This window comes from Bradyrhizobium sp. BR2003 (assembly GCF_009720285.1).
GTDB classification, from domain to species: Bacteria; Pseudomonadota; Alphaproteobacteria; order Rhizobiales; family Xanthobacteraceae; genus Bradyrhizobium; species Bradyrhizobium elkanii.
Map to the genome: position 1 here is coordinate 172,013 of NZ_SMYJ01000030.1, position 23,106 is coordinate 195,118.

Sequence of the window (23,106 nt, forward strand, 5' to 3'; positions counted from 1 at the left end):
AATTTCCGGACGCGCGGCCTAGCTTGGCGTGAAGACCACCTTGCCCTTGAATGCCGACGCCTGCGCGATCGCCTGCGAAAAATCCTCCAGGCGATAGGTCCCGACCACCGGCGCGCTGATCGCGCCGGATGCGACCATCGGCACCAGATGGTCGTACATTCCGGCCAACGCTTCGTCCGTCGCGGTCTTGCCCCAATGGCCGAGCCAGAAGCCGCGCACCGACACCTCGTTGAAGATCACGCTCAAGGCCGAGCCGGAGAACGGCTGGCCGCTCATCGCGCTGTAGATCACCAGCACGCCTTTTGGCGCGAGGCAGTTCATCAGGTTCAAGGCGGATGAGCCGCCAACGACGTCAAGCGCCAGCTGGATCGGCGCCCGACCCGTTTCCCTGGCGACGCGCTTGGCGAGATCCGGCCCGTCGAGCAGCACGATATCGCCGCCGATCGCCTTGACCTCATCCACGACCTCCTCGCGCCGGACGATGTTGACGGTCTTGAGCCCGAGCGACTTGGCGATGGCCATCACCGCGCGGGCCGTCGCCGAGTTGGCGCCGTTCTGGATCACCCAGCCACCGGGCGCAACTTTCACGAAATCGGTCAGCAGCAAATAGGCAGTGGCCGGGTTGACCCCGATCATTGAGAGCTGCCGGACATCCGCAGTCTCGGGCAGTGGACGCTGCCATGACGCCGTGAATTTGACCCGCTCGGTCCAGGTCGGGACTGTGAATGGAATCAGCGTGCGGTCGCCCTCCTTCAGGTTCTTCACCTGCGCTCCTCTGGCCACGACCCTTCCAACGCCCTCGATCCCGAGCGTGGCCGGCGGCGACGGCAGATAGCCATAGCGCCCGGCGATGATCATGAAATCCGAATTGTTGATCGGCGCGGCCTCCACCGCGACCACGACTTCGTCGGGGCCGGGGCTGCCCACGTCCGGCACCTCGTTGAGCTTGACCACCTCCGCGGCACGTCCAAACGCAACGACCTGAACAGCCTTCATGGCACCTCTCCGTATTTCATTCTGTACTTAATAGTATTGAATGAGCCGAACGTCAACAGGCCGAAAAGCTTCCAGGATGAGCTGAGGGCTTCCCATCCAACGCGAGAGTACATAAAAGACGGATATGGCAAGACCGCGCAGCTTCGATCCTGACGATGTCCTGGAAATCGCCCGCCAGATGTTCTGGCAGAAGGGCTTTCAGGCGACCTCGCTCGACGAGATCACGGCGGCGAGCGGCGTCGCCAAGCCCAGCCTGTACGCGGCGTTCGGCGACAAGAACGCGTTGTTCCTGAAAGTGCTAGACCGCTATCATGACGGCATCCTTGGCTGGGCCGAGCGCGTGCTGGCGCAGCCGGGGCCCGCGCGGGACGTCATCAAGCAATGGCTCACCGGATTCATTCCCTATTGCTCGGGTGAGAAGGGACAGCGCGGCTGCCTGTCGATCAATTCCGCGACCGACGGTTCGCTCGACCAGGTCGAGCTCCGCAAGAGCATCGAGCGCTACAACCGGCGGCTTGAAGAGCTGCTGCGCACGCGGCTACGCACTGACCGCGCCCAGTTCAGCAAGGGCTTTGACCCTGACGTCACCGCCCACACCATCATGGTGGTGAATGCCGGACTGCTGGCGCTCGCGCACCAGAGGCCGGACTCGAAGCAGGTGAAGGCCGTGATCGACCAGGTGATGAGCCTGTTCGCCTGAGTTGGTCAGCACCCGGCCTTCCGCAGCGCCCCGCTGCGCTCGCACGAATGTGATGATATGTCGATCATCATCTAATTGATGTCCTGATCCCGATGACCATGTCCGGATTGGCTGTCATGGGCTTTCCGGATTCGAGGATCAGATGAACAAACGGTTTTGGCGTGCGACGCTCGTTGCAGTCACGGCCCTGCTGGCGAAGCCGGCGATCGGCCCGGCGCAGGCCCATGATCACCAGCAACCCGAATTGAACGGCTGGTATGAGAGCCTGCGCAGCGTCAAGGGCCCCTGCTGCGACGGCAGTGACGCGAAGCGTGTCGATGACGCCGATTGGGACACCAAGGACGGCCACTATCGTGTTCGCCTCGAGGGTGAGTGGGTCGACGTTCCCGATGACGCCGTCGTCGCCGGACCGAACCGCGCCGGCCGCACCATGGTCTGGCCGTATTATCTGGACGGGCACCCGAGGCCGCGCTGCTTCATGCCGGGCAGCATGGGCTGAGCGGCCGCGAAGGCGCCATGCACCCGAACCATCGGCAGGCGCGGTTCGGTCACAGCGCGAGCTGGATCCGCCCCTCGCCGTCGGCCTCCGGCTTCGCCGGGACGGCGCAGCAGATCAGCACCTCGTCATCGGCCACCTCGGCGGCGGGCTGCTTCACATAGGTCACGGCGCCAGCCAGCAATCGGGTTCGGCAGGTTCCGCAATTGCCTTCCCGGCAGCTGAAGGCGGGGCTGAGGCCGCGCGCTTCGGCCAGTTCGAGCAGCGTCCCCGCCTCCGGCGTCCAGCGCGCCTCCTTCAGCGATGCGGTGAAGGCGACCGGGATCGGCGTCGTCGCCGGCGGCCGGCGCGGCGGCGTTGCGGTGACGAGGTCGGGCTTCCGGACCAGCGATGAAGGACCGAAGGCTTCGGCGTGAATCCTGCCGTCGGCAATGTTGTAGCCGCGCAGGGCGTCATAGAGCGATTGGGTGAACTGCGGCGGTCCGCACAGATAGAAGTCGTAGTCATTGAACGGCAGGACGCGCGACAACAGCGCCATGTCGATCCGTCCCGCAGCGTCGTAGTCTGTGCCCTGCTCGGCGCCGTCGACATCGCCGAGGACGCGGATGATCCGCACGGCGCCGCCGGCGGCATCCACCAGCTGCTGCAATTCGTCGCCGAACGCGCGGTCCTGTTTCGCATGCGCGGCCTGAAACAGGAATGTCGGCCGGATGCTGCGGGTGCGCAGCCCTTCATAGACCACGTGGCGCAGCATCGCGAGCAGCGGCGTGATGCCGACACCGCCGGCGAGCAGCACCGCGGGCCGCTTCTCGCGCGCATCGATCGTGAAGCCGCCGGCCGGCGCGCGCGCTTCGATGATGTCGCCGACATGGATGCTGTCGTGGAGATGTTGCGATACGACACCGTCGCGCTTCACGCTGATGCGGTACATGCCGTCCGACGGCGCGACCGACAGCGTGTAGGTGCGGATGACGGGCTTGTCGATACCGGGCAACGAGAGACGAATCGGTAAGTGCTGTCCCGCCCGGTGCGGAAGCAACCCCGCGCCGTCGTCAGGCTGCAAATGAAGCGAGCGCATCGATCGGCTCTCGTCGACGATCCTGGTGACCTTGAACGGCCGCCACTGCGTCGCGCGCTCGGCCGCGCGGATCCGCTCGGCGGCCTGCGCCCAGTCGCCGGTCATCAGCGAATTCGGCGACCAGCCTTCGGCCCGGAACGCCCAGCGCAGCGGCAGCGCGCCGCGCCTGCGCACCACACGGCGGGCACGGAAACTCCAGAACCGTTCGGCGCCCTGAAACGCCGCGATCTCCGGCGAGTCCAGCATCACCTCGGCATCGCCGCTCAGCTGCAGCAAGTCGCCGGTTTCGAAATCGACAAACACCAGCCCGGCCTTGCCGTTGACGAGGATGTTGCCGAGCGTGCTGAAGAACAGATTGCCGGCGAAATCGGGAATCGTCAGCGTGCCGTCGTCGGCGACGCGGACGAAGCCCGCCCGGCCGCCGCGATGCGAGACGTCGACCTGGCGACGGTCCTCGCGCTCGGCATAGGACGCCACGAAGAACGTGTCGGCCGCCTTGATCATGTCGCGCGCGGCCTGATCGAGCGTCGTGCTCGCCTCGATCTCTCCCGCGAAAGATTCATCCGGCGCGCGCACGAAGGCGAAATCGCGGAGCTGGATATACTGCGCGCAATTGCCGAAGCTCTGATCGAGCTCGAAGCTGAGCGCCTTGCCTGATGCTGCGCGCAGTAGCCCGTTGGCACGGTTGCGGCGCCGCGTGTGCAGTTCGATTCCGAGCAGTCCGATCGCATCGCCCTCGCGCATGCCTGCGCTGACGGGATCGCTGGCGTCAGGCCGCGCATCGATCTCGAGGCTGCGCGATGTCGGCGAGGCGATGAAGCCGGGCCTGCCGGCCAGCAGCGAAGCCCAGGCGTCGCCGCTTCGGTCCACGCTGCCGACGACGATGAAGGGAATCTGCGCGAAGAAATCGCGGTGCTGGTCGGGCATGAAGTCGCGCACCGCGCGCTGGCCGACGGCCTCCATCTTCTCGGCGACGCCGACCTGCTGCTGGATCGCCTTTTCGCCGGCGTGCCAGGTCGCGAGCTTGCTCTTGGTTCGTCTGTCGCTCATCGTATCGCCCTCCCCTTCGGGGTTGGACGGGCGCGCCTGACGGCACGCCCGGTCAGCACGTCACGCAGCCGCCAGACCGACGGGAGTCCTGGCGAAGGCCACGAAGCCCGGCAGCGCCTCGATCCGGCGCAGCCACGCGTTGACGCGCGCATAGGCGGAGAGATCGACATTGCCTTCGGGCGCGCTCGACAAATAGCTGTAGAGCGCGACGTCTGCGACCGTCGGCGCCGTACCGACCAGCCAGTCGCGACCGGCGAGATGGGCTTCGAGCCGCTTCAGCAGAGCATGCGCCCGCGCGATCACTTCTTCTGGATCGCGCTTCGCGCCGAACACCGTGATGAGCCGTGCCGCTGCGGGCCCAAACGCGAGATCGCCGGCAGCAACCGACAGCCAGCGCTGGACCGCGGCAGCGCCCTTGGCATCCTGCGGCAGCCAGTCGGTCCGGCCGAGCTTGGTCGCGAGATAGACCAGGATCGCGTTGGAGTCGGAGATGATGGTGCCGTCATCGTCCAGCACCGGCACCTGGCCGAACGGGTTGAGCGCGAGAAACTCCGGCCGCTTCTGCGCGGCGGACTTGAGGTCGACGTCGACCAGTTCGTGCGGAATGCCCAGCAGGGACAAAAACAGGCGCGCGCGATGCGCGTGGCCGGAGAGAGCGAAGTAGTAGAGCTTCATGTGCCGTTCCTGATGTGGTGGACGGGTCCATTCCCGACCGCCAGCTCAAGGTGGCCCATTGCGGCGATTATTATAATTGTCGTCGACGACACTTCATTATTGCAATAATTGCAACAGATGATTTGCGCAGAACGTCATGGCCGGGCTCCCGGCCATGACGAAGGTGCGTATAGCGTCCGTTAAACTTCGACGATCACGTAATTGTCCTCGATGTGCACCGGGAACGTCTCGGCGACATACGGCCCCTTCTGCAACTCGGCGCCGCTCTCGACCGCGACAGGATAGGAGCGGATCCTGAACCGTTTGGGATCGAACCAGGACTGCCCGTTGCGGATGTCGAATTCCCAGCCGTGCCACGGACAGCGCAGCATCTCGCCGACCCGATCGCGCTGATAGACGCCGGGCTCCGGCGAGGTCAGGCGCGCGACGCAGGCCGCCTTCTCCAGCGGCGCGCCCTCATGCGGACAGCGATTGAGCAGCGCGAAGAACTCGCCATTGACGTGGAACACGACGATGTCGCGGCCCTCGAGGCCGAACACCTTGTTGCCGCCGGTCGGAATCTCACTGGTGCGCGCGACGATGTGACGGGTCATCGGAATCCTAGAGGACAATGAGATTGGGTCGGATAGCGACCGCGACGGCGGCGCGCTCCCTCGCCCCGTTCTTGCGGGGAGAGGGTTGGGGTGAGGGGCTGTCTACGCGTGTCCGGCGATAGCTGCGTCCGCGGAGATTCCCCCTCACCCGGAACGCATCTGACGATGCGTCATAGCCGAAGCTCCGCTTCGGCGTTCTTGAGAACGGCCGCCGAAGGCGGCCTATGCCTCTCCCCGCACGCGGGGCGAGGTGAAGTGGGGTCCGCTGCTCGGTTCCGAGTAAAGTCATCTGCTCTAGAACTTGTAAACCGCGCGGGCGTTGGCATTGAAGATCTTGCGACGCTCGGCTTCCGTCAGCGGTGTCTTGAAGGCGTAGCGAGCGTCGTCATAGTCCCAATGCGGATAGTCCGACGAGAACAACAGCCGGTCGATGCCGACCCATTCGATCAGCTGGCGCAGATGCCTGGCTTCATCAGGCTCGTCGATCGGCTGAGTCGTGAACCAGAAATGCTGCTTCACATATTCGCTCGGCCTGCGCTTCAGATGCGGCACCTCGCTGCGGAAGCGCTCAAAGTGCTGATCCATCCGCCACATCGTCGCGGGGATCCAGCCGAAGCCACCCTCGATGAACACGATCTTCAGTTTCGGGAAGCGCTCGGGAACACCTTCCAGTACCAGGCTGGTGAGATTCGAGGCCACCGTGTGCGCGTTCGACTGATGCTCCTCGCAATAATAGGACGGCCAGCCGCCGCCGGTCGGCGCATGCCCGCCATAGCCGCCGACATGGATGCCGAGCGGCAGATCGAGCTCCTGCGCGCGTTCATAGATCGGCCAGTAGCGGCGGCGGCCGAGCGGTTCGTTGGCGCGCGGCGAGACGTTGATCTGGATGTATTCGCCTGATCTGGCGCAGCGCTCGATCTCGGCGAGGCCGAGGTCCGAGCCGTCCTGCCCGACCAGGATCGAGGCCTTCAGGCGCGGATCGCGATGCGCCCAGAACGCCAGTTGCCAGTCGTTGATGGCGCGCTGGATCGCGGCGCCGAATTCCAGATTCTGCTGCGAGAAGATGAAGAGGTCGAGCACCTGCAGGATGCCGAACTCGACGTCGAAGGGATCGAGATGCTGCTTGCGCATGAAATCGAGATCGGAGCCGGGTACGCCGCCGGTCGGCGGCCAAGCATCGCGCCGCGCGATCAGCGGCGAGGAACGCGGATACGGCGTGGTGCCGATATAGGGCGTGCGCAGATGGCTGCCATATTCCTTCAGATGCTGCTGCCAGCGTTTCGGCAGGAACTCGTTGAGGTCGCTGTGCGCGTGAATGCTCGGATGGATGTCGCAATCGATAATTCTGAGCCGCGTTGCGGCGGCCTTCTCCTGGTCGAGCATCGGGCGGTCGATGACGTCACTCATGCGATCCTCCTTTGAAATTGGTCAGCGTCGAGCTTCAGACGCGGGAACGTTTCAATCGGATTGTCCTCGCACATCCGCTCGACAAGACTTTTCGGCAGATGCGGCGGGATCGGATCGTCACCGTCGAACTGCCAATGCGGATAGTCGGATGCGAACAGGAACATCTTGTCGGAGCCGATCTGGTCGATGATGTCGGCGACGCCGGTTGCATCCAGCGGCGCGTCGAACGGCTGCATGGTGACGCGGAAATGATCGCGGATGATCGCGGCCGGCTCGCGCTCCACCCACGGCACCTCGACGCGCACGCCGCGCCAGGTCTTGTTGGCGCGCCACATGAAGGCCGGCAGCCAGCTGACGCCCGACTCCATCAGCACGACGGTCAATCCGGGATACTTCCCGAACACGCCCTCATAGATCAGGCTTAACGTCTGTGCCTGGAACGCCTGCGCCTCGGCGAGATAATATTCGTAGCGGTAGGACGGCCAGCCGATCGAGCTCGGCGCGCCGCGGTAGGCGCTGCCGGCGTGAATCGCGATCGGCAGCTTGTGCTTCTCCGCGGCCTGGTAGATCGGCCAGTAATGCCGCCGCCCGAGCAGCGTCTCGCCTTGCGAGGGCACCAGCACCGAGACGAACCTGTTGTCGCCGGCCCTGCGCTCGATCTCCTCGACCGCGAGATCCGGCGCCTGGATCGGCACCACGATCGAGGCGCGCAGCCGCTTGTCCCTGGCGAGCCACTCGGCCGCGATCCAGTCGTTGATCGCCTTGCAGAAGTCCGCCGCCATGTACGAATCGAACACCGCCTGCGCGCCATAGACGACGTTGCAGATCGCGTGGCTGGCGCCGAGCTGGTCGAATGCGCCGCGCTGCACCATGGCAAGATCGCTGCCGGGCTTGCTGCCGTCGGCCGGCCGCCAGTCGGCGCGGCCGGACAGCGGCATCGACGGCGGATAGGAATTGAGATCGAGCCCGTCGATGGCGCGGCTGACCACCTGTTCCTTCCAGTGATCGCTCAGATAAGGCAGCAGCGTGGTGCGCGTTCCCCCCACCGCGGGATGGATGTCGCAGTCGATGCGCGTGGCCGCCATGGCGTTCCCCGGATTGATCTTCTTGTCGTCGTTGTTGGCGGCATCGCTGCCACGGACCGGACTGTGCCGCCGATGGCGCGATCGTGCAAGCCGGTCCACGCGGGGCCGCCCTGCCCTGTGCGCATCCGCGTCTCACGCGAAGTTGCGGGATCGCCTGTGAATGGCGTCACCTGTTCAGGCCGCGAGACGTGCTAGCGATTCCGCGCCGCGGAAAGCGCAGGTACAGGAGACGGGAATGAGACTTGGAATGAGGCCTGGAATGAGGCCTGGAATGAGGCTTGGCCGATTGACGATCCTCGCATGTTCAATGTCGCTGGCCGCGTCTGCCACGTGGGCCGCGCCCGCGACCACCTCGGGCTCGGTCGCGCTGGCGCTCGCCGGCGTGGTGGCGCCCTACGCGCCGTTGCCGGCCAAGGAGAAGAAGGCGGTCGCCGCGTTCTTCAATGGTGACAGCAATGTCCCCATCACCAGGAAGATCGTCGTCACCGCCGACAAGGTCGTCTGCCGCGCCAGCAATGTCGACATCACCTCGCGCTCCTGCGCGCTGACGTTCGGCGGCAACACCCGTACCGTGAAGGGACGCGAGGCCAACGCGATCTTCGCCACCGAAGCGCTCGCCGGCGTGCCGCCCGACGGCGCCGCCGGTACGATCTACGAGGCGCTGTCGAAACTGTCCTGCACGCTCGATCCGACGGTGATCAAGGACAAGGCCGGCGGCGGCGCCGACTGCAGCTTCGCGCCGGGAAACTAGTCCACGCTCAGACTCCCTGCACGACGACGCCCAGCTTCGCAGCCACGCGGCGCGCGGTCTCCTCCCGCTGCGCCGTGATCGCGCGCACGGCTTGCCGGGCCTGCTGAAGGATCGCGGGCGGCGCCGTCTCCGGCGTGCCGCTGTCGAACGGCGGCTCCGGTGCATAGGCCATATAGAGCTGGATCGACCGCGCGGCATCGTCGCCGCGCAATTCAGCCGCCAGCCGCAACGCTCCGTCGATGCCCGAGGTCACGCCGGCGGCAAAGATGTAGCTGCCATCGATCACCACGCGCTCATTCACGGGAACAGCGCCGAAGAACGGCAACAGATGCAGCGAAGCCCAATGCGTCGTCGCCCTGCGTCCCTTCAACAGGCCGGCCGCTCCGCACAGCAGGGCTCCGGTACAGACCGAGAAGATGCGGCATCCGCCCGCTGCCTGCCGGCTGATCCAGCCGAGCACCTCCGCGTCTTCCATCAAGGCTTCCTGACCGAAGCCGCCCGGCACATGCAACACATCGAGCGGCGGCGCATCGGCCAGCGTTGCGTCCGGTGTCAGCCGCAATCCCTTGATGTCGCGGACCGGCTCGGCGGTCTTGCCGTAGATGCGGCAGGTCGAATTCGGAATCCGTGACAGCACCTCGAACGGCCCGGTCAAATCGATTTGATCGACGCCTTCGAACAGCAGCGAACCGATCCGCAGATGAACATCGTGAGCAATCATCGAACTTTCCTTACGCTATGGACAAAGCGAATCTAGCGCGGCAGGTTTCGGCGATGACGCCAACCAGCCCACGTTTTTCGCCAAATCGCCGCCGCTCGATCGAGGTGCTGGCCTATCCGGCTGTGCAGTTGCTCGACGTCACCGGGCCATTGCAGGTGTTCGCATCCGCCAATGCGCTGGCGGCCAAGGCTGGCAACGCCGAGCCATATGAAGTCCGCGTCGTTGCAAAGAATGGCCCGAGCGTCGAGTCGTCCGCCGGCGTCGGGCTCGCGGTGTATCCACTGCCCGCCATCGACAGCGCGGTCGACACGCTGGTGATTCCGGGCGGCGACGGCGTCAACGCCGCGGCGGCCGACGCCGTCCTGGTGGACTGGGTGCGCGAACGCGCCGGGCAGGCGCGCCGCACCGCATCGGTCTGCACCGGCGCGTTCCTGCTCGCCGCATCCGGCGCCCTCGATGGCCGGCGTGCCGCGACCCATTGGGGATTTTGCGCAGAGCTCGCCGAGCGCTTTCCCGATGTCCGCGTCGAACCCGATCCGATCTTCGTGCGCGATGGTTCGTTCTGGACGTCAGCCGGCGTCACCTCCGGCATCGATCTAGCGCTGGCGCTGGTGGAGGAGGATCTCGGCCGCACCGCGGCGCTTGCCGTCGCCCGTTATCTCGTGGTGTTTTTCAAGCGGCCGGGCGGACAGGCGCAATTCAGCGAAATCCTGTCGCTACAGGCAACCGACGACAGGTTCAGCGCGCTGCACGACTGGATCAGCAACCATCTGGCCGGCGACCTCTCGCTGTCGACGCTGGCGAAACAGGCCGGTATGAGCGAGCGCAGCTTCAGCCGCCATTACGCCGAAGCGACCGGCTTGACGCCGGCGCGCGCGATCGAGCGGCTCCGGGTCGAGGGCGCGCGGCATCTGCTCTCGGAAACGCGCCTGCCGATCAAACGCATCTCGCAGCGCTGCGGCTTCGGGTCCGAGGAAACGATGCGCCGCAGCTTCCTGCGCCTGCTGTCGACCACGCCGCAAGACTACCGCGCCAGATTTGCGGGCTAGAATGCGCTTCGATCCGCAGCCAGCGTGCAGTAAAGACCCTGGAGCGCGACCGTCTCAGCCTTTCCAGGCATATTCCTGCAACGCCGCCTCAAGCGGCGGATTGGTGACGCTGCCGGTGTAGTTGGTGATGGTCGACGCCGCCACGATGGTGATCACCTCGAGCACGAGGTCCTTGTAGAACCCGGCCGCCAGGAATCGTTCGATCTCCTCATCGTCGAGCCGCCCGCGCTTCTCGATCAGCGACCGCGCCAGCGTCGAGAGCGCGCCGAGCGTCCTGTCGGCAGGCGAGCGGCCGGCGCGCATCGCATCGACATCGGCCGGATCGAGGCCGGCCTGCAAGCCGAGCGCGGAATGCAGCGCGACCGCCCAGGCGCAGCCATTGGTTACCGCGTCGGTGAGCAGCACGGTCTGGATCTGCTGCTCGGTGAAGCTGCCGCCGTGAACCTTGTCGAAGATGCCGATGAAGCTCTGGATCAGCACGGGTGACGTCGCCATCGCCGCCGCAAGGTTCGGGATCATGCCAAACCGCGCCTCGACCTCGCGCAAAGCAGGCCTCGAGGCTTCAGGGGCGGACTCGAGCGTATGGACAGGAAAACGCGCCATCGGGGAATGCCTTTCGCGGTGTTGATTGAGCCCGAAGCCTCCGATCGCAACCGAGCTGTTGCGATCCGCGCGCGGGCAACCGGATTCGATGGAGCTGTCTAGCCGCGCCCGAACGCGCGCGTTCGCCAAACTCCCCACATTCCACGCCATCGGCGGCAGCGGCGACATTCTGCTACGTCGCGCAGGCTCCACTAATCGCCGGCGCGGTCCTTTACCCGCCGCGTCACAATCCCGAGCAGGCGGCCGAGCGTGCCGCCGGCGGGGCCCTTCTTGCGGGCCAGCGCGAGCGGCGCGACGAGGCCCGTGGCGCGGTCGAGGCGAAGATAGGACACGCCGGCGGTCTCGAGCCGCGCCATCGATTCCGGCACGATCGAAATGCCGAGCCCCGCCGCGACCAGGCTGAGCGTCGACACCATCCGCGTCGCCTCCTGCGCCACCTTCGGGCTGAAGCCCGCGGCACGACAGGCGGCGATGATGCTGTCATAGAGGCCCGGCCCGGTCGGACGGCGGTAGAGGATCAGCGGCTCGTCGGCGAGCGACGCCAGCGAAATCCGCCGCCGCGTGTCCTTGCGGGCGCGCGGATGATGGTCCGGCAGTGCAACCACCATCTCCTCGTCGAGCAGATGCGTGATCGTGAGGGTCTCCAGCCGCTCGCTTGGTGCGCGCACGAATGCGGCATCGAGCCGATCGGCCTCGACGGCTGCGATCAACTCGCCGGTCGAGGCCTCCTCGAGCGACAGCGTGATCGCCGGCGCGCGCTCGCGCATTTCGCGCATCACGCCGGTGACGAAGGGATGGAAAGCGGCCGAAGAGGTGAAGCCGATGGCCAGCTGGCCTTCCTGGCCGCGGCTCGCGCGGCGCGCGGCCTCGACGGCAAGGTCGGCGTCGCGCAGGATCGCGCGCGCCTTGCCGACGAAGGCACGGCCGGCGGCGGTCAGTTCGACCCCGCGCGGCTGCCGGCGAAACAGCGGCGCGCCGATCGCGGCCTCCAGCGCGCGGATCTGCTGGCTCAGCGGCGGCTGCTGGATGCCGAGTCGCGCGGCGGCGCGGGTGATATGGCCTTCCTCGGCGACCGCGACGGCATAGCGGAGATGGCGCAGCTCGATCATGGGCAGGCAATCCATATGCAATGGATATGCAAATTCCCTTATCCATATATTGGATATTTGGCACGCGGCCAACTAGAGTCCGCTCGAAGAACAATCGAACCGGAGCCGCCCCGCCGATGGACGCCATCCCCGCCGCGCAAACCACCAAGCATGTCGCACCCGATGTCGGCGAGTTGTTCACGGGCTTCTTCATTCTCGGACTGACCGGTTTCGGCGGCGTGCTGCCGCTGGCACGCCACATGATGGTGGAGAAGCGCGGCTGGCTCACCGGCGCGGAGTTCACCGACCTGCTCGGGCTGTGCCAGTTTCTGCCCGGCGGCAACATCATCAACATGTCGGTTGCGGTCGGGCTGAAGTTTCGCGGCATTCCCGGCGCGTTCGCGGCGATCCTCGGCCTGATCGCGGTGCCGACCGCGGTCGTGATCGGCCTTGGCGTGATCTATGGCCGCTTCGCCGACGACCCGGTCGTCCGTCATCTGTTCGGCGGTCTCGCCGCCGCGGCAGCCGGGCTGCTGATTTCCACCGCAATCAAGATCGCCTGGCCGCTGCGGCGGGATGTGGTCGGCCTGTTCATCGGCGCGCTCTGCGTGCTGGCGATCGCCGTGTTTCGCTTGCCGCTGCTGCCGACCCTGCTGACGCTGGCGCCGCTCAGCATTGTCCTCAGGTCGCGGCAGGCGTCATGAGCGCAACCCTCGTCACGCTCGCGCTGATCTTCGCCGAGCTCTCGCTGCTCGCCTTTGGCGGCGGCAACACCATCCTGCCGGAGATGCAGCGTCAGGTGGTCGACGTCCATCACTGGATGACGGCGCAGGAATTCGGCGCGCTGTTCGCGCTGGCGCAGGCCGCACCCGGGCCGAACATGATGGTGGTGCCGCTGGTCGGCTGGCACGTCGCGGGCTTCTCCGGCGTGCTGGTGACGTCGCTCGCCAAGTTCGGTCCGTCGTCGCTGGTGACAGGCTTCGCGCTTCGGCTCTGGGAACGCTTCAAGGACCGGCCCTGGCGCCGCACCGTGCAGGCCGGTTTGGTTCCGGTCACCGCCGGGCTCGTCACCGCCAGCGCCATCGTCATTACCCACGCATCGGCCTCGAGCTGGGGCACGATCCTGATCGCGGCAATGGTCGCGATCGCTACCACCACGACCCGCATCCATCCGCTTGTCGCGCTTGCTGCCGGCGCAGTGCTCGGCCTGTCCGGCATTGGACAGCCCTGACGCTCGGTCCGTCGGCGATGGCGCATCGTTCCACGCGGCCGCGTGCGCGCTTTCGCCGCAATGGATGCGCCGTCGCCAGCGGCTATGTTGATGGTGCCATGATCGACACGCTCCGCATCGACACCCGTATTGCGCGCCGCGAATTGCGCGCCGGACGTTTGCACGCAGGCAATTAGCCGGCCGGCGATCGCACGCCGTCCGGATTCCTCGACGCCATCAAATCATTTCAGTCCGTCGCGTCGCGAGATATCCGCGCGCCGGCGCTCGTGCGCCTCCGATCAACCACAAAGATCAACCGACATGACCCGAACCATTCAGAGCAGCTTTACCGCCCCGGCATTGCCGCCGATCGTCATCACCGCGAGCGAGGCGCATCGCCTCAGCGCGCTGGCCGATTCCAGCATGGCTGTGTTTCCCCGCGTCGCCCAGTTCCTCGCACGCGAGACGGACCGCGCCCAGCTCGTCGCCGACGATGCCGATTTGCATGACGTAGTCCGCATGGGCTCGCTTGTGCGCTACCGCGACGACGAGACCGGCGACGTCAGGGAGGTCGTGCTCGTCTACCCGCACGAAGCCGACATCGCGCTGCGGCGCATCTCGGTGCTGACGCCGGTCGGCGCGGCGCTGATCGGATTGTCGGTCGGCCAGACGATCGATTTTCAGACACCGAGCCAGCAGACGCGTTCGGTGACGGTTTTGGCCGTGACGCATCAGGGCTAGCGGTCGCTTCGCGTTGGTGACTAACTTCTCGTAAGGGAGTCACTGGCGGAAGGGCTCCCGCCCCTCCTTGCGGGGCAGGGCTGGGGAGAGGGGTGCCACACGGCGCGCTTTCTCCCATTCAGTCGAGCACACACGACGAGTAGCCGAGATTGCGAGCGCTGACTTCACGTCGACCCTCTCGCCCGGAGCCACCCCTCTCCCCACCCTCTCCCGCAAGGGGAGAGGGAGCCTGACGAGCGTGCTCACCTCACAAGAAACACGTCGCGATACGCAAGCGCACCTATGCCGCCTGATGACACTGCCCCATCTCGAGCCCGTGCCGGCGCCCGCGCGCGATGCCTTCGGCGATCGCCTTCACGACGATCTCGGCGTCTTCGGGGGCGAGATGATCGAGCGGCTGCCAGGCGCGCATGATGTCGCGTGCGCGATCGAGGTCGCCGTAGATTGCAAGGAGAGGAAGCGATTTGCTCGGCATGTCCGTTGCTCCCAACCGCAGCTGCGCGAGCCTACCTCAGCCGGACAGCGCCGAGCCATGCGTTCGGTAGCCGCAATTGCCGGCCTTGCCGATCGCCGATGCATGGCGAGGACACGCATGCCCTCGCCAGCCATTCTGTCACTCCGCGCCGGAGCCGCCCTGCACGATCTTCTCGTTCAGCTTCTGATCGACCGTCTCGACCGTGCGGTCGATCTCGGCGCTCGGCGTACCGAGCTGGTGCGAGATCAGCTTCACCAGCAGGTCGACGCGCTCGATGAAGGGCGCGCCGGCGGCGACCGCACGGGCCGCCGATGACGGCTTGAGCAGGCTTTCCGCGGCCTTGGCGTATTTCGCGAACGGCACCTGGTCCGCGGGATCGGCGCCGAGCTTGCGCGCGATGGCGTCGACGTGATCATAGATCGCCTGCGAGCGCTTGAGGTCGCCATGCACGGCGTCGCGGATCGATTGCGGCTCCGATGGCGTAATGCAGCGGTAGTTGCCGGTCAGCAGCATCGACCACTTCGCCAGCGGCACGAACAGCGAATCGAACACCTTCAGCTTCACCGGAACGTCCTGGCCGTCGAGCGTCACGGCGTCGATGTCGGCTTCGAGCTCGCGCAGCACCTTGTTGTGCTTGTCGTCGGCGAAGGCGGAGGCCTTGAAGTTGGTCGGCAGGCCGACATGCAGCACATTGGCCTTCTCCTCCGGCGGACGGAAGGCCTGCGGGTCGGGCGAGCACAGCGTGACGAGGCCCGGCTCGAAGCGCTCCCACACCTGCGCGTTGGTGTAGGCCTCCTCGAGGTCCATGCCGGCGAGCGCGGGGATCCGCTTCAGATACGGCAAGGGCGGCATGTTCATGATCGACAGACAGGGCAGCTTCGCCGCCGCGATCTTGATCATCAGCACGCGGACCGTGTGGTTGGTGTATTGCGGCTCCTGCATCGCAAGGCCGACCATGTCGTAGCGCGACACGTCGACGTCGGCGGGCGTGACGGCGTCCAGCTTGCCCGGCAGATCGCGCGAGAAGATCGAGCGGTGCTCCTTCTCGTCGCGCAGCTTGATCCGCACCTCGGTACCTTCGCGGTTGATCAGGTCGGCGGTGTTCTTGCGGCACACCAGTGACACGTTGTGACCCGCCATCAGCAGCTTGGTCCCCAGCAGGGAGCCGTAAGAAGCTCCCAAAATCAGAATGTTGCGCGCCATGCTCTCTCCAACAGCCCTCCTCACGAAAGGCTTGCTCTCCAAAATCCTGTCCGAAGCTGCTGCCGAACCGATGCCCGGTCGATATTGGCCGCCCCGCATCCACGGGCCGGCGATCGCCAAATCACCAGACAATCAAGGCCATCTGGTGTATGGTATGCCAACGTCTATCGCAGATCGACAAGCGGCTGCCAAGGGGATTATCTCGCGTACGCACTTTCGTTCCGCGATCAGGAAGGGCATTCGAGCTTGCAAATCGCCGCCGACCCGACGGATCGGGCTGAAGAAATCCTCGTCTCAGCTTCCCGGCTGTTTGCCCGGCACTCCTATGCCAACGTGACGATGGAGCAGGTCGCAGCATCGGTGCAGGCCGTGCCGGGCGCGCTGTACCACTATTTCCGCGACAAGGAAGATCTGATCTTCCACTGCTATCTGCGCGGCCTTGCGATCTATCGCCACGAAATCGAGGCGGCCGCCGAGCCCGGCATCGACGGGCTCGAGATCGTCAGGCGTTTCGTGCGCGGCAGGCTGAGGCCCGAGGGCCAGCGCATGATCCTGTTCAGCGATATCGACGCGCTGGCCGCGCCCTACAGCAGCGAGGTCCATGCCAGGCGCTGGCAGAATGCCGCGCTGCTCGCGGACATCCTCGATCGGGGCGTGGCGGACGGCTCGATCGCCTGCGACGAGCCGCTGCTCACGGCGGTGGCGCTGATCTCCGTCCTGGACTGGGTTCCGTTCTGGCTGTCCGAACGCGACTACTACACGCGGCAACAGGCGATCGATGCCATCGACGACATCATCACGCACGGAGTCTACCGGCGCGAGATCGCGCTTCCCAAAATGCCCGAGGCGCTCAGCCTCGCCCCGTTCCTCGAGGCTCGCGCAGCATTGAACAAGCGGGCCGCAAAGTTCGACCGGATGCTGTCGATTGCCTCCGACAGCTTCAATCGCAGGGGCGCGTCGGGCACGTCGCTCGAGAGCATCGCCGTGGATGCGGGCATGACCCGCGCCGGCATCTACTATCATTTCAGCGAAAAAGAGAGCCTGCTGCTGGCCTGCCTGCGACGCGGGCTCGCCGGCGAGGTCAGCATTCGCGAGCATCTGCAAGAGCACAGCCTTGGGGCGTTCGATCACATCGTGCAGCGAATCCGCCTGCTGTTGATGCTGCACGACACGCCCTGCGGCCCAAAAGCGACCTACCACAACATCAACTATCTCAACGACGCCGACCGGAAAGCCTATGTCGGAGACGTGCTGGCGACGATCCGGCAAGACCAGAACAGCTATCAGCGCTGGATCGACGAGGGCCGTTTCCGCCGCATCGATACCTATTTCGCGGAGCGCATTCTCACCGGAATGGGCCACTGGTATCCGATCTGGTTCAAGACCCGGCGTGACTGGTCTCCAGCCGAGATCGCCGATCATTTCGCGCGGCTATTCCTCGCGGGCCTCAAGCCGCGGCGACATCCGGCCTGAGCTTCGACGTCAACGATCTCAGTTCTCCTTCCCCCTGAAGGGGGGAAGGTCGGGCTGGGGGTCAGCCGCAGACGCCGGTGTTTATGGTGAGACTAGATCCCCACCCGCTTTGCTCTGACGAGCAAAGCGACCTCCCCTTTTCAAGGGGAGGTTTGGAGCAGGACCACGGTCGGCGCCGGTTCCGAACCCGAAACCAGCGTGAGCCCCACCCAAAAGTTTACCTGTAATTCAAAGCGGTGCCCGATTCCGACGGCATATAGCCTATAACATCATGATACCTTCATACCTTCACGCTAAAACTTGACGCGGTATTCAAAGCGAAAGTTGCGAAGGTTCGGCGATTGGGGTTATGAGACGGCCTCGATCGCTAAAGATCAAGAAACTCGAGCAAGGGAGAACGCAGGATGCATAGGCTGATCGTTGCCGCCGCGGCAGCGCTGACGGTGTTGGGAGGCGCGGCGTCCGCGCAGGAATCCATCAAGATCGGCTATATCGATCCGCTCTCCGGCGGCGGCGCCAGCGTGGGCGAAGGCGGCCTGAAGACGTTTCAGTATCTCGCCGACGAGTTGAACGCCAAGGGCGGCATCCTCGGCCACAAGGTCGAGATCGTCCCGCTCGACAACAAGACCAATCCGCAGGAAAGCCTGGTGCAGGCGCAGAAGGCGGTCGACGCCGGCGTCCACTACATCACCCAGGGCAACGGCTCATCGGTCGGAGCGGCGCTGGAAGACTTCGTCACCAAGCACAATTCGCGCAACCCCGGCAAGGAAGTGCTCTACTTCAACTACGCCGCGGTCGATCCGGCGATGACCAACGAGAAGTGCAGCTACTGGCATTTCCGCTGGGATGCGAACTCGGACATCAAGATGGAAGCGCTGACCAACTACATGAAGGGCCAGCCGTCCATCAAGAAGGTCTATCTGATCAACATGGACTATTCGTTCGGCCAGTCGGTGCGATCAACGGCGCGCAAGATGCTGGGCGAAAAGCGGCCGGATATCCAGGTCGTCGGCGACGAACTGCACCCGATGCTCAAGGTCACCGACTTCTCGCCCTACATCGCCAAGATCAAGGCGTCCGGCGCCGACACCGTCGTGACCGGCAATTGGGGCCAGGACTTCGCGCTGTTGCTGAAGGCGGCGGCCGACGCCGGCCTCAAGGTCAACTGGTACACCTATTATGCCGGCGGCGCCGGTGGACCGACCGCGATCAAGCAGGCCGGCCTCGAGAGCCAGGTGTTCCAGATCAGCGAAGGCGTCCCGAACTCCGGCAACAAGGCGGCGATGGATTTCGAGAAGGACTTCCGCGCCAAGACCGGCATTTCCGTGTGGTATCCGCGCGCGGTCAACGAGATGCGGATGTTCAAGGCGGCCGCCGAGAAGGCCAATTCGATCGATCCGGTGAAGGTCGCGGCCGCGCTCGAAGGCATGAAGTTCGAAGTGTTCGACGGCGGCGAGGGCTTCATCCGCAAGGACGACCACCAGTTCTTCCAGCCGATCTACATCTCCTCGTTCGGCTCGCTGGCCGACAAGACCAAGGAGCCGTTCGACGAGGAAAACACCGGCTGGGGCTGGCGTATCGTGTCCAAGATCGACACCGCGCAAACGATGCTTCCGACCACCTGCAACATGAAGCGGCCCTGATCGGCCGCCTCAGTCATTCCGGGGCGATGCGCAAGCATCGAGCCCGGAATCTCGAGATTCCGGGTCTGGTGCTTGCGCACCATCCCGGAATGACAAGCAGTTCATTTCACCGACAGGTCTTTGATCACGTGAACCGTTCCAGTCTCAAGCGAGTGCGCCGTGGCTGAGCTGATCGTCATCTCGACGCTCAACGGCGTCCTGTTCGGCATGCTGCTGTTCCTGTTGTCCAGCGGGCTCACCGTCATCTTCAGCATGATGGGCGTGCTGAACTTCGCGCATGCCAGCTTCTACATGCTCGGCGCGTTCTTCGGCTTTCAGCTCACCCGCTGGATCGGATTCTGGCCGGCCCTGGTGCTGGCGCCGCTGCTGGTCGGCGCGGTCGGAATGGCGGTCGAGCGCTACGGCCTGCGCAACACCCACAAGCACGGCCATGTCGCCGAACTGCTGCTGACCTTCGGACTGGCGTTCGCGATCGAAGAGATCGTCTCGATGATCTGGGGCAAGAGCCCGGTCGACTACCGCGTCCCGGCGGCACTCGACTTCCCCGCCTTCACCGTGTTCTCGACCAACTACCCCGCCTACAAGATCTTCATGCTTGTCGTGTCGGTCGTGATCTTCATCGCGCTGCTGGTCACCTTGAAGAAGACGCGCGTCGGACTGATCGTGCAAGCCGCGCTGACCCATCCGAGCATGGTCGGCCATCTCGGCCACAATGTCGGCCGCGTCTTCATGCTGGTGTTCGGCGTCGGCAGCGCGCTCGCGGGCCTCGCCGGCGTCATCGCCGGCCCGTCGCTGGTGACGCAGTCCGACATGGCCGCGCTGCTCGGCCCGATCCTGTTCGTCGTCATCGTGTTCGGCGGCCTCGGCTCGCTGCCCGGCGCCTTCATCGCCTCGCTCCTGATCGGCCTGATCCAGACCTTCGCGGTCGCGCTGAACGGGTCGCTCGCCAGCGTGTTCGGCCCGCTCGATCCGAGCCTCGGTCCCTCGCCGCTCACCGACATCTGGAACGTCACGATCGCGCAGATCGCGCCGATCCTGCCTTATGTGCTGCTGGTGCTGGTCCTGATCTTCCGCCCCATGGGCCTGCTGGGGACGCGCGAGTCATGACCAACGCTTCCACGCCCTCCATCGCTGCGGCCAAGCAGGAGCCCGGCAGCGCCCTGAGCTTCTATGCCGTCTGGCTGCTCGCCGCGGTCGCGCTCGTCGCGCTGCCGCTGGTGTTCGGCGCCGGCGGCTCGCTGACCTCGTTCAGCCTGATCGGCATCGCGATCATCTTCGCGCTGTCCTACAACATCCTGCTCGGCCAGACCGGGCTGCTGTCGTTCGGACACGCGGTGCAGTACGGCCTTGGCGGTTTCCTCGCCGTGCATGTCATGAATGCGGTCGCGAGCCACAACTGGCCGATCCCGCTGCCGGTGATCCCGCTGGTCGGCGGCATCGGCGGCATGGCGTTCGCCCTCCTCGTCGGCTGGGTGATGACCAAGCGCGCCGGCACCGTGTTCGCGATGATCTCGCTCGGCATCGGCGAACTGGTCGCCTCGTCGTCGCTGATCCTGCGCAGCGTGTTCGGCGGCGAGTCCGGCATCACCACCGACCGCACCTCGCTGATGCCGATGTTCGGCTGGACCTTCGGGCCGCAGATCCAGGTCTATTACCTGATCGCGTTCTGGGTGATGGTGTCGGCGATCGCGATGTATGCGCTGACCCGCACGCCGCTCGGGCGGATCTGCAACGCGGTGCGCGACAATCCGGAACGGGTCGAGTTCATCGGCTACGATCCGCATGTGGTGCGCTATCTCGCCTACATGTTCGCCGGCTTCTTTGCCGGCATCGCCGGCGGGCTGACCGCGATCAATTTCGAGATCGCCAACTCGGCCTATCTCGGCGCGACGCAATCGGGCCTCGTGCTGTTCTCCGCGTTCATCGGCGGCACCGCCTATTTCTTCGGGCCGGTCCTCGGCGCCATTCTGGTGACCTATCTGCAGCTCGGGCTGACCAGCGTCACCTCGGTCTGGCAGCTCTATTTCGGCATCATCTTCATCGGCATCGTGATGTTCGCACCCGGCGGCATCGCCGGCATCCTGATGAAGCACCGTCCGCTGATCCGCGCCGGAACGCTAGGCACCGTGATCCCGTCCTATCTGGTCGCGGCGATCCCGACGCTGGCGCTGGCGCTCGGCATCATCTTGACCATCGAAACCGTTGCGCGCTTCTCGGGCGGCGATGCGATCAACCTGCTCGGCGTTCCCTTCGTCGCGACGGCGCCGACGACCTGGGCGGCCGCGGCGGTTCTGCTCGTCGGCGGCTTCCTGGTCGCGCGCATCACCTGGCGGCGCGTTGCGGAAGCCTGGGACCGCGCCGCGACGGTGGCCCGTGACCGGGGGTATCTCGCATGACCGCTGCCATTCAAGTCAACGCCGTCGAGAAGATCTTCGGCAATGTCCAGATCATCCGCGACCTCAACCTCAGCGTCGCCAAGGGCGAGCGTCACGCCATCATCGGCCCCAACGGCGCCGGCAAGTCGACGACGTTCAACCTGATCTCTGGCCACATCAAGCCGACCTCGGGCGAGATCCGCCTCAACGGCGAGGTGACCTCGGGCTTGCGGCCGTTCGAGATCAACCGGCGCGGGCTGTCGCGCTCGTTCCAGGTCACCAACGTGTTCGCCCGCATGACGGTGTGGGAGAACGTCCGCTGCGCCGTGCTGTGGGCGACCGGCCACCGCTACGCGTTCTGGAAGAACGTCGACAATCTGCCCGAGGTGAAGCAGCGCACCGCGCAGATCCTCGACGACATCCATCTCAGCCACCGCCGCGACGTGCCGGCGGGCCTTTTGACCTATGCCGAGCAGCGCGAGCTCGAGATCGGCATCACGATCGCGGGCGGCGCCAGCGTCATCATGCTGGACGAGCCGACCGCGGGCATGAGCCACGCCGAGACCGAGCGCGCCGTCGCGCTGATCCGCCGCCTCACCGAGGGACGCACGCTGGTCATCGTCGAGCACGACATGAGCGTGGTGTTCGGCCTCGCCGACCGCATCTCGGTCTTGGTCTACGGTCACATCATCGCCTCCGGCACCCCGGAGGAGATCCGCGGCAACCCGAAGGTCAAGGAAGCCTATCTCGGCGAGGAGATCGACTGATGCTCGAGGTCAGGAATCTTCACGCCTATTACGGCAAGAGCCACATCCTGCAGGGCGTCGATCTCGATATCGCGGCCGGCGAGGTGGTCAGCCTGCTGGGGCGCAACGGCGTCGGCCGCTCCACCACGGTCAAGGCGATCATGGGCGAGGTGCCGCCGCAAGGCACCATCCGCTTCAAGGGCCAGGACATCGCCGGGTTGCCGAGCCACAAGATCGCCCGCCTCGGGCTCGGCTACGTGCCGGAGCATCGCGACATCTTCCCCGGATTGACGGTGCGCCAGAACCTGATCCTCGGCATCAAGGACCCGCGCCGCCCCGGCAAGTGGCGGCTGCAGGAGATGCTCGACATGTTCCCGAACCTCGCCGCGCGCGCCGATACGCCGGCGGGCGTGCTGTCGGGCGGCGAGAAGCAGATGCTGACCACCTGCCGCACGCTGCTCGGCGACCCCGAATTGATGATGATCGACGAGCCGACCGAAGGCCTGGCGCCGTTGATCGTGCAGCAGGTCGGCGAGTTGATCGCGCGGATCGCCAAGGCCGGCGTCGCCATCCTCTTGGTCGAGCAGAAGCTGTCGATCGCGATGAAGATCTCGAACCGGGTCTACATCATGGGCCACGGCCGCGTCGTGTTCGAAGGCACCCCCGACCAGCTCAAGTCGAATGCCGCCGTCCGCGAGGAATGGCTCGAGGTTTGAGGCGGGACACCGGCGAATAGACGAAGCGATCGAACGTCGGCGTAGAGCGGCGCCGTCAGTTCAGTTCGCGAACACGACCCAGACCAGCACGACCAAGAGACTGTGGAAACAAATTATCGAAGCCAGGAATAGCCAGTCGTCCCTGGTCATGGGGCCGAAAACCGCGGCCGAAGCGCGGCGACAGCGACACGCGAGTTGGGAAAAGAGGCTCGACCGCATGGGACTGCCCTAG

Annotated in this window: 24 protein-coding genes; 13 read left to right on the forward strand and 11 right to left on the reverse strand. The window is 65.4% G+C overall.

Features of this window, described 5'->3' with window-relative positions; all coding sequences use genetic code 11:
- Positions 1-18 precede the first annotated feature (18 nt).
- On the reverse strand, positions 19-996 hold the full coding sequence (locus E2I15_RS25185; RefSeq protein ID WP_137476945.1) for a zinc-dependent alcohol dehydrogenase family protein: 978 nt from the start codon (positions 994-996) through the stop codon (positions 19-21).
- 124 nt (positions 997-1,120) lie between these two features.
- Between E2I15_RS25185 and E2I15_RS25190 the strand changes: the two genes are divergently transcribed.
- Both E2I15_RS25190 and E2I15_RS25195 read left to right on the forward strand, forming a co-directional pair.
- Positions 1,121-1,696 carry a TetR/AcrR family transcriptional regulator gene (locus E2I15_RS25190; protein ID WP_137476944.1) on the forward strand — a complete coding sequence of 192 codons (576 nt, stop codon included), beginning with the start codon at positions 1,121-1,123 and terminating at the stop codon, positions 1,694-1,696.
- Between the two features lie 142 nt (positions 1,697-1,838).
- Positions 1,839-2,195, forward strand: a complete 357-nt coding sequence (locus tag E2I15_RS25195) for a hypothetical protein (RefSeq protein ID WP_137476943.1) — start codon at positions 1,839-1,841, stop codon at positions 2,193-2,195.
- Positions 2,196-2,244: 49 nt separating this feature from the next.
- Here E2I15_RS25195 and E2I15_RS25200 read toward each other — a convergent pair whose 3' ends face one another.
- The 5 genes from E2I15_RS25200 to E2I15_RS25220 form a co-directional block, all read right to left on the reverse strand.
- Entirely contained in the window at positions 2,245-4,320 is a 2,076-nt protein-coding gene (locus E2I15_RS25200; protein WP_137476942.1) for a 2Fe-2S iron-sulfur cluster-binding protein, read from the reverse strand.
- Between the two features lie 60 nt (positions 4,321-4,380).
- On the reverse strand, positions 4,381-4,995 hold the full coding sequence (locus E2I15_RS25205) for a glutathione S-transferase family protein (RefSeq protein ID WP_137476941.1): 615 nt from the start codon (positions 4,993-4,995) through the stop codon (positions 4,381-4,383).
- A gap of 179 nt (positions 4,996-5,174) precedes the next feature.
- Entirely contained in the window at positions 5,175-5,588 is a 414-nt protein-coding gene (locus E2I15_RS25210) for a Rieske (2Fe-2S) protein (RefSeq protein ID WP_137476940.1), read from the reverse strand.
- Positions 5,589-5,882: 294 nt separating this feature from the next.
- Positions 5,883-6,995 (reverse strand): amidohydrolase family protein, encoded by a 1,113-nt coding sequence (locus E2I15_RS25215; RefSeq protein ID WP_137476939.1) that lies wholly within the window; start codon positions 6,993-6,995, stop codon positions 5,883-5,885.
- Positions 6,992-8,080 (reverse strand): amidohydrolase family protein, encoded by a 1,089-nt coding sequence (locus E2I15_RS25220; protein WP_137477005.1) that lies wholly within the window; start codon positions 8,078-8,080, stop codon positions 6,992-6,994. The genes E2I15_RS25215 and E2I15_RS25220 overlap by 4 nt, the downstream gene beginning before the upstream one ends.
- Positions 8,081-8,351: 271 nt before the next feature.
- Between E2I15_RS25220 and E2I15_RS25225 the strand changes: the two genes are divergently transcribed.
- Complete coding sequence (locus tag E2I15_RS25225; protein ID WP_246667917.1) at positions 8,352-8,831, forward strand: hypothetical protein; 480 nt, start codon at positions 8,352-8,354, stop codon at positions 8,829-8,831.
- 7 nt (positions 8,832-8,838) lie between these two features.
- Here E2I15_RS25225 and E2I15_RS25230 read toward each other — a convergent pair whose 3' ends face one another.
- Complete coding sequence (locus E2I15_RS25230) at positions 8,839-9,552, reverse strand: DJ-1/PfpI family protein (protein ID WP_137476938.1); 714 nt, start codon at positions 9,550-9,552, stop codon at positions 8,839-8,841.
- Positions 9,553-9,605: 53 nt separating this feature from the next.
- On the opposite strand from E2I15_RS25230, the gene E2I15_RS25235 reads away from it, so the two are divergent.
- Positions 9,606-10,601, forward strand: a complete 996-nt coding sequence (locus tag E2I15_RS25235) for a GlxA family transcriptional regulator (RefSeq protein WP_137476937.1) — start codon at positions 9,606-9,608, stop codon at positions 10,599-10,601.
- A gap of 54 nt (positions 10,602-10,655) precedes the next feature.
- On the opposite strand, the gene E2I15_RS25240 is transcribed toward E2I15_RS25235, so the two are convergent.
- A complete protein-coding gene (locus E2I15_RS25240) occupies positions 10,656-11,204 on the reverse strand; it encodes a carboxymuconolactone decarboxylase family protein (RefSeq protein WP_137476936.1) in 549 nt (182 codons plus the stop codon).
- Positions 11,205-11,395: 191 nt separating this feature from the next.
- Positions 11,396-12,313, reverse strand: coding sequence for a LysR family transcriptional regulator (locus tag E2I15_RS25245; protein ID WP_196238937.1), 918 nt, complete (start codon positions 12,311-12,313; stop codon positions 11,396-11,398).
- A 116-nt stretch (positions 12,314-12,429) separates the two neighbouring features.
- On the opposite strand from E2I15_RS25245, the gene E2I15_RS25250 reads away from it, so the two are divergent.
- From E2I15_RS25250 to rnk, 3 genes are all read left to right on the forward strand, one after another.
- A complete protein-coding gene (locus E2I15_RS25250) occupies positions 12,430-12,996 on the forward strand; it encodes a chromate transporter (RefSeq protein ID WP_137476934.1) in 567 nt (188 codons plus the stop codon).
- Positions 12,993-13,523, forward strand: a complete 531-nt coding sequence (locus E2I15_RS25255) for a chromate transporter (RefSeq protein ID WP_038384313.1) — start codon at positions 12,993-12,995, stop codon at positions 13,521-13,523. The genes E2I15_RS25250 and E2I15_RS25255 overlap by 4 nt, the downstream gene beginning before the upstream one ends.
- Before the next feature lie 300 nt (positions 13,524-13,823).
- Positions 13,824-14,243 (forward strand): nucleoside diphosphate kinase regulator, encoded by a 420-nt coding sequence (gene rnk, locus E2I15_RS25260; RefSeq protein ID WP_244980786.1) that lies wholly within the window; start codon positions 13,824-13,826, stop codon positions 14,241-14,243.
- Between the two features lie 280 nt (positions 14,244-14,523).
- Here rnk and E2I15_RS25265 read toward each other — a convergent pair whose 3' ends face one another.
- Positions 14,524-14,718, reverse strand: a complete 195-nt coding sequence (locus E2I15_RS25265; protein WP_137476933.1) for a hypothetical protein — start codon at positions 14,716-14,718, stop codon at positions 14,524-14,526.
- A 138-nt stretch (positions 14,719-14,856) separates the two neighbouring features.
- On the reverse strand, positions 14,857-15,921 hold the full coding sequence (locus tag E2I15_RS25270; protein WP_137476932.1) for a ketopantoate reductase family protein: 1,065 nt from the start codon (positions 15,919-15,921) through the stop codon (positions 14,857-14,859).
- On the opposite strand from E2I15_RS25270, the gene E2I15_RS25275 reads away from it, so the two are divergent.
- From E2I15_RS25275 to E2I15_RS25300, 6 genes are all read left to right on the forward strand, one after another.
- Positions 15,847-17,394, forward strand: coding sequence for a TetR/AcrR family transcriptional regulator (locus E2I15_RS25275; RefSeq protein WP_155262558.1), 1,548 nt, complete (start codon positions 15,847-15,849; stop codon positions 17,392-17,394). The two genes, E2I15_RS25270 and E2I15_RS25275, sit on opposite strands and share 75 nt — an antisense overlap.
- Before the next feature lie 404 nt (positions 17,395-17,798).
- Positions 17,799-19,037 carry a branched-chain amino acid ABC transporter substrate-binding protein gene (locus E2I15_RS25280; RefSeq protein WP_028341314.1) on the forward strand — a complete coding sequence of 413 codons (1,239 nt, stop codon included), beginning with the start codon at positions 17,799-17,801 and terminating at the stop codon, positions 19,035-19,037.
- A 159-nt stretch (positions 19,038-19,196) separates the two neighbouring features.
- Complete coding sequence (locus E2I15_RS25285) at positions 19,197-20,144, forward strand: branched-chain amino acid ABC transporter permease (protein ID WP_137476931.1); 948 nt, start codon at positions 19,197-19,199, stop codon at positions 20,142-20,144.
- Positions 20,141-21,433 (forward strand): branched-chain amino acid ABC transporter permease, encoded by a 1,293-nt coding sequence (locus E2I15_RS25290; protein ID WP_137476930.1) that lies wholly within the window; start codon positions 20,141-20,143, stop codon positions 21,431-21,433. Before E2I15_RS25285 ends, E2I15_RS25290 begins: the two co-directional genes overlap by 4 nt.
- Positions 21,430-22,179, forward strand: coding sequence for an ABC transporter ATP-binding protein (locus tag E2I15_RS25295; RefSeq protein ID WP_137476929.1), 750 nt, complete (start codon positions 21,430-21,432; stop codon positions 22,177-22,179). The genes E2I15_RS25290 and E2I15_RS25295 overlap by 4 nt, the downstream gene beginning before the upstream one ends.
- Positions 22,179-22,874 carry an ABC transporter ATP-binding protein gene (locus tag E2I15_RS25300; protein ID WP_016847028.1) on the forward strand — a complete coding sequence of 232 codons (696 nt, stop codon included), beginning with the start codon at positions 22,179-22,181 and terminating at the stop codon, positions 22,872-22,874. Before E2I15_RS25295 ends, E2I15_RS25300 begins: the two co-directional genes overlap by 1 nt.
- Positions 22,875-23,106: the final 232 nt, after the last annotated feature.